This window comes from Sphingobacterium shayense, assembly GCF_013179575.1.
Taxonomy (GTDB): domain Bacteria; phylum Bacteroidota; class Bacteroidia; order Sphingobacteriales; family Sphingobacteriaceae; genus Sphingobacterium; species Sphingobacterium shayense.
This window is the reverse complement of sequence record NZ_JABMCQ010000198.1, coordinates 1-6250: the sequence shown is the minus strand read 5'-3', so window position 1 is coordinate 6250 and position 6250 is coordinate 1. Positions and strand designations below refer to the sequence as shown.

The following is a 6250-nucleotide window of genomic DNA, read 5'->3' as shown; positions in this document are numbered from 1 at the left end:
ATGAAGAGAACTCCGAAATTATCGGGAATTGGTCTATTCAATCGGAGAATAAAGAATGGATAGAATTCATTGAACTTAAATTAGAAAAACTGTTTTAGTGAGTGTGTAATAACATTAAAGATCGTGTTGATACCCGTCCCTAGACAAATCGCTACGTAATCGGTTTTTTCATACGTTGTTTGCCACTACCAAATGTTAAAAACGGTTAATAGCATTTTTAGATGCTTTCTTTTCAATATTTTTATAATAAAATATTGAAAATGAGTGGTCTAAGGTTGGTGGTTCTATTTCTTTTTTTCGCTATTTCATCGTCCGCGCAGAGTTGGAAAGGTGTCATTACGGATCAGAATTCTGGCAATTACCTCTACGGCGTTTCGATACAATTGGGCTCACAGATCACCTATTCCGACGAGGACGGCAAGTTTTCGCTTTCAAATGTCAAAATTGGTGACACCGTAGCTTTTTTTTCGATTGGTTACCACAGGCTAAACCATATAATACGGACCGTGGATGCCGAATCACACGTTACCTTGATTCAAAATCCAATATTAATCGACGAAGTAAAAGTTAGGGCATTGAGAAATTACCGCGCAGATTCATTAAAATTTCGACAAGAATTTGCCAAGACCTTCAATCATGCTAAACCGAAGTTTAAAGATATTTTCATACCCAAAAACTACGCATCAAATGCTCCCAGACCTTCTTTTTTGGCAAACAATAGTACGGCCGCACTGATCAGCATTGATGTGCTTTCCGTTATATCGATGTTGAGGAAGAGAAAATCCCCTCAATCGAAGCTACAAAAAGTGTTGATAAAAGAGGAAGAGGAAAGATATGTGGATAACATTTTTTCGAAAGCAATGATTTTTAAAGTAACCGGTCTTGAGGGCGATTCGCTGCAAACATTTATGCAGTTATATCGCCCCCCCGTCGATTCGGCCAGAGCCATGTCTGAATATGAAATCATTATGTATATCAAGGATAGTTATGATAAATATGTCGATAGGGAGGAGTTAAAAAAATAAAGTAGACTCAGGGAATCGCAGGATTCTGTCCAAAGGAGTATGCAGACGGTTTTATCAGCAAAACTTATACCTCATCAATAATACTGATTTTCTATGGGGTAGCATTTTAATTAGTTTTGAATTAGCAGACAATTTAATTTTATAGAAAAACGCAATAATGATGGAGAATAGAAACGAAGATATTAGTAAATGCCCATTCCACAATGGCAGTATGGTAAAAAAAGGAGTAGCAGGCAGAGGGACACAAAATAAAGATTGGTGGCCGAACCAGTTACAATTGCATATTTTGAAACAGCATTCCGAGAGGGGTAATCCAATGGGGCCCGCCTTTGATTATGCCGAGGAATTTAAATCGTTGGATCTACAGGCGCTAAAACGCGATTTGAAAGAACTTATGACGGATTCGCAAGATTGGTGGCCTGCAGATTTTGGTCACTATGGCCCACTTTTCATACGTATGGCTTGGCATAGTGCTGGTACGTATCGAGTGCAGGATGGGCGTGGAGGTGCAGGTGCCGGGCAGCAGCGCTTCGCGCCATTGAATTCGTGGCCGGATAATGTGTCCTTAGATAAGGCTCGTCGTTTGTTGTGGCCTATTAAACAGAAATATGGACGTAAGATTTCGTGGGCCGATTTGATTATTCTAGCAGGGAATATGGCATTAGAGTCAATGGGATTTAAAACGTTAGGTTTCGCTGGAGGGCGTCCCGATGTATGGGAGCCGGACATGGACGTGTATTGGGGTTCGGAAAAGACATGGTTAGGGGGAGACATCCGTTATTCCCACGGTTCGCAAGGTGTGTCCGATGACCATGGGGTCGTTTCATCTGACGACGATGCAGATGGAAAAATTCACAGCCGTGATTTGGAAGATCCTTTAGCGGCCGTACAGATGGGACTTATATATGTGAATCCCGAAGGACCAGATGGAAATCCTGATCCTTTAGCCTCGGCACGTGATATTCGCGATACATTTGGTCGTATGGCAATGGATGATGAGGAAACTTTGGCATTAATAGCGGGAGGGCATACGTTTGGTAAAACGCACGGTGCAGCTTCAGCAGATCATGTAGGACCGGAACCAGAAGGGTCTGATTTGGAGATGCAAGGACTGGGATGGCACAATAGCTACGGTACAGGGAAAGGAGGCGACACAATTACATCTGGCCTGGAGGTGACATGGACAAGTAAGCCGACTGAGTGGTCAAATTTGTTTTTAACTTACTTGTATGGGTTCGACTGGGAACTAACGAAATCTCCTGCGGGAGCCCACCAATGGGTAGCGAAAGGAACTGGGAATATTATTCCTGATGCGCATGATTCCTCGAAAAAGCATCGCCCAACTATGTTAACCTCCGACATAGCTCTGCGTGTCGATCCAATCTATGAGAAGATCGGAAGACGATTTCTCGAGAATCCCGACCAGTTTGCCGACGCCTTCGCGAAAGCTTGGTTTAAATTAACGCACCGCGATATGGGGCCAAAGGAACGCTACTTGGGAGAAGATGCTCCTAACCAGGTATTCCTGTGGCAGGATCCAGTTCCAAAGATTAATCACGCATTGGTTGAGCAATCGGACGTGGAAGAACTAAAGAGACGAATTAACGATTCAGAGTTGAGTATTCCAGAACTGGTAGGAACGGCATGGGCATCTGCATCGACTTTTAGGGGGTCGGACAAGCGGGGAGGAGCGAATGGCGCACGGATTCGGCTAGAGCCGATGAAGAACTGGGAGGTTAATAATCCTGTGCAGCTTAGTCGGGTTCTAAAAGTGCTCGAAGGCATTCAAAGTTCATTTAACGCGACCGGAAAAACGATCTCATTTGCAGACCTTATTATTCTTGGCGGAGCAGTCGGAATTGAACAAGCTGCCAAAAATGCTGGATATGATATATTGGTTCCTTTTGAACCGGGACGCGCTGATGCTACGCAGGAGGACACTGATATTGACTCCGTAAAATGGTTAGAACCGGTCGCCGACGGATTTAGAAACTATAGAAAATCGACAATCAAGGGAGTTTCCACCGAAGAATTGTTGGTCGATAAAGCTCATTTGTTGCAACTCACCGTTCCGGAACTCACTGTGCTTTTGGGTGGCTTGCGCTCAATAAACATAAATTTCGATAATTCGAACCATGGGATTTTGACCGAACGACCGAATCACCTGACCAACGATTTCTTCATTAATTTGCTAGATATGGGGACACAATGGAAAGCCTTAGATGAGTCGAAAGAGGTTTATCTAGGGACTGATCGTAAGTCTGGTACGGCGAAGTGGACAGCGACTAGAGCGGATTTGGTTTTCGGTTCTAATTCTGAATTGCGAGCGGTGGCAGAAGTTTATGCTTCGGACGATGCATCCGAAAAATTCGTAAACGATTTTGTTAGGGCCTGGAACAAGGTGATGAATGCAGATCGCTACGATTTAAAATAATAATTAATTCTTTTTTTTTATAAAGTGACCGGGCTATTCCCGGTTGCTTTATTGAATGTTGAAGCGAGACCTTGGTATCACTTTAGAAATGTCGAACATAGTACTGATTACTTTTCGAGGATTCTTCAGCCGTGAATGAATGTATGCCCCTGCTATAATTTTACCTTTCACTAAAAACAGCTATTTCATGCATGTTATCTATGGCCAAAAATCAACTGTAACACCTAAAATAAGCACCAGGCTCTATTTAGGATGGAGATTTCTATTCACCCAAAGCCCTGTCCAAGTTTGACTATGCTTCGTCTTTTGTGTTTCTTACTAATGAGAGGCCTGAAGAAAAGAAAATTAGCCCTATAACGCCTACGACAATAAGCGTTGTATAATCGGAGCTCTTGTTGATTATCTCGTATCCGGTATAAATAAGTCCGATGATTCCTAAAAGCGTGAGGATGGTTCCAAAGGTGCGTTTTAAATTCATAATTTTTGATTTTCAATTTCAACTGCAATATCTATGCCTTTCTAATTGTTAGATTTGGACATTCTTTAAGGACGTTCTGAACGATGAAATGACAACCATCGTTATTTGGTTTTTGTTTAATCATACTATATTTTCTGAACTACTGTAAGATAAACAATTTCATACATTTTTTGTTTAATTTATGCTCGAAAGACGATGTCTCTGACGATATGGCTCGATAATCAGATGAGCTATTAAAAAGGATGGTTCTAGAAAGTATATCTGGATATGCACTGGCTAATTATCTCTTGAAGGTTACTTAGGAAACAAATAGTCGACCTTTAATAGACCGACTATTCGCTTCCTTCTTAAATCTAGTTTTTGTAAGAGAGGCATGCTACCAAATATTTAAGAATATTTGGGTTTGTGTCAAAAATCTTGAACGGATTATTTCTTACCCTTTGTAAAAGCATCAAGCTCGTCGTTTACCTGTTGATCAGAAAGAACACTGCCTGAATTAATGAGAACTTTATACTTAAAAGTTACAGATTGTCCCGCTTTCAGTTTGTAATCCAACGTTTCCTTCCCTTCGCTAAATTCTTTTTGTCCTAAAGGATTTGCAGCAAACAAACCATAACCGCGAGCGTGCCAGTAGCTAGGATAACCCACGTTATCGGGATTATCAAGAATAACTAGCGAAATCGGCTCGTTACCTATTTTGCCGGTTAGATTTACCCACTTCGCGCGTGTACCCCATACGTTATCACCTTCAAGACCTTCGCTACTAATATATTTTCCACTCACACCGACATTATTCGTTTCTGCAACATCGGTAACAATACCGTTGGCATCTGTGAATTTTTCAGGTTTATCGGAGGGATGTTCGAGCTCCCGCGCTAAACGGATTCCCAGTAATCCTTCTTTGTTATCCCTAAATGAAACATCTTCATTTAGGGCGGTCAATTTAGTTGTTAACTCTATAGCACGTTCATCGTTATTTTGTGTGAAAGTATACTTGGTTTCCTCTTTGATTAAGCTTGTGCCATCTGGTTTTTGCCAATCCTTTGTCACCTCTAACACTGCTTTTTCATTGTCAGCGGTTATCTTGTCAACTGAAACATGTTTAATAGTGCCATAGCCTTCTTTCTTCTCCGCCGGAATATCCGTTGAGTTGTTCCAAAAATCAAGACCGTTAACGTCTCCATAGTTGAACCACAGACCAACATGGTGAGGATGGTCGACACGTTCTCCTGGTCGAGGGTCTAGCGGCCAGCCCCTAGTAATTAGGGTACCTTTAGTTGTCCGTAGTGGATATAAGACGGGCTTCATTAATTCATTCGGATAGATATAAGAAGTAAACGGTTCGCCGTCTATCGTGACGTCGACACGTTTTGCCTCTGTATTTTCCACGACACTGAAACGTGCTTGCTCTTGAGAGGACTGGCCGCTGCATCCTGCAAATAGGATAAGTCCCCCCACGAAAATGGAGGAGGATATTTTAAAATTTTTAATCATTTTGCTGTCTAGTCTATTCGGTTTCTATTAACTTGTAACAACTTCTTGTTTAGCGTCATCAAATGTCACTTTCTTACCTGTCTCCATCGCTGTTCTTGCCATAATATTTGCGACCGAATGGTTGTAACCCGCTTCTACGGATGCATTCGGTGTTTTTCTGTTGCGAACACAGTCCATCCAGTTACGCATATGAAGTGAAGTCATCGGATCACCGCCAGTATTTGCTGAAGTTTCGATTTTTGCTGCATCTGAAAGCTTAAAAGGAGTCAGCAAGTTTGGTTTCATCCCCATAGCTGCTGCTGCACCTGCGCTCAATCCACCCTCTGCAGTCACTTCGTTGGTGTCTAGGTTTAGCATGCCACCGTTGGAGTAATAGAGTTCTTTAATATCGCCCGCAGAATTCGTGAAACGTGAAGAATAGAGAACCTGGAATCCTTTTGTCATATCGTTTGAGGGCCCATAATCCATCACTGCGGTTGCTGTGTCGGGATTCTCTCGGCCATCTTTCCATGTATAAATTCCGCCATTGGCTACGACGCTTCGCGGGTGATCTAAGCCCGAAAACCAGTGTACGGTGTCAATTTGGTGTGCCATCCATTGTCCCCAAATGCCTGACGAATAGGGCCAAAACAAGCGGTACTCTAAATATTTTCGGGGATCCCAAGCAACTTTAGGTCGGTTCATCAAAAAGCGATCCCAGTCCGTGTCCTGTTCGCGGATTTCGCTGACCAGTTTCGGAAGGCGCCAACGTCCCGGCTGATTTACATTCCAGGTCATTTCCACCATATTTATATCACCAAACTTACCCGATCTAATATA

The 6250-nt window shown here is 42.4% G+C and carries 5 protein-coding genes; 2 read left to right on the top strand and 3 right to left on the bottom strand.

The features are described 5' to 3' along the window. Positions 1 to 260 precede the first annotated feature (260 nt). Both HP439_RS16980 and katG read left to right on the top strand, forming a co-directional pair. Entirely contained in the window at positions 261 to 1025 is a 765-nt protein-coding gene (locus HP439_RS16980) for a peptidase associated/transthyretin-like domain-containing protein (protein WP_172391529.1), read from the top strand. A gap of 157 nt (positions 1026 to 1182) precedes the next feature. Beyond that, entirely contained in the window at positions 1183 to 3459 is a 2277-nt protein-coding gene (gene katG, locus HP439_RS16975) for a catalase/peroxidase HPI (RefSeq protein ID WP_425501384.1), read from the top strand. 292 nt (positions 3460 to 3751) lie between these two features. Here katG and HP439_RS16970 read toward each other — a convergent pair whose 3' ends face one another. The 3 genes from HP439_RS16970 to HP439_RS16960 form a co-directional block, all read right to left on the bottom strand. Further along, a complete protein-coding gene (locus HP439_RS16970) occupies positions 3752 to 3937 on the bottom strand; it encodes a hypothetical protein (RefSeq protein ID WP_172391528.1) in 186 nt (61 codons plus the stop codon). Between the two features lie 426 nt (positions 3938 to 4363). Beyond that, positions 4364 to 5431 (bottom strand): DUF6807 domain-containing protein, encoded by a 1068-nt coding sequence (locus tag HP439_RS16965; protein ID WP_172391527.1) that lies wholly within the window; start codon positions 5429 to 5431, stop codon positions 4364 to 4366. Between the two features lie 27 nt (positions 5432 to 5458). Beyond that, positions 5459 to 6250, bottom strand: a 792-nt coding sequence (locus HP439_RS16960; RefSeq protein WP_343043557.1) for a Gfo/Idh/MocA family oxidoreductase, incomplete at its 5' end; no start/stop codon positions are given.

What these genes read in the sequence shown, in the direction of transcription:
- HP439_RS16980 (WP_172391529.1), top strand. Translation starts at nt 261, where the DNA reads ATGAGTGGTCTAAGGTTGGTGGTTCTATTTCTTTTTTTCGCTATTTCA.
- katG (WP_425501384.1), top strand. Translation starts at nt 1,183, where the DNA reads ATGATGGAGAATAGAAACGAAGATATTAGTAAATGCCCATTCCACAAT.
- HP439_RS16970 (WP_172391528.1), bottom strand. Translation starts at nt 3,937, where the DNA reads ATGAATTTAAAACGCACCTTTGGAACCATCCTCACGCTTTTAGGAATC.
- HP439_RS16965 (WP_172391527.1), bottom strand. Translation starts at nt 5,431, where the DNA reads ATGATTAAAAATTTTAAAATATCCTCCTCCATTTTCGTGGGGGGACTT.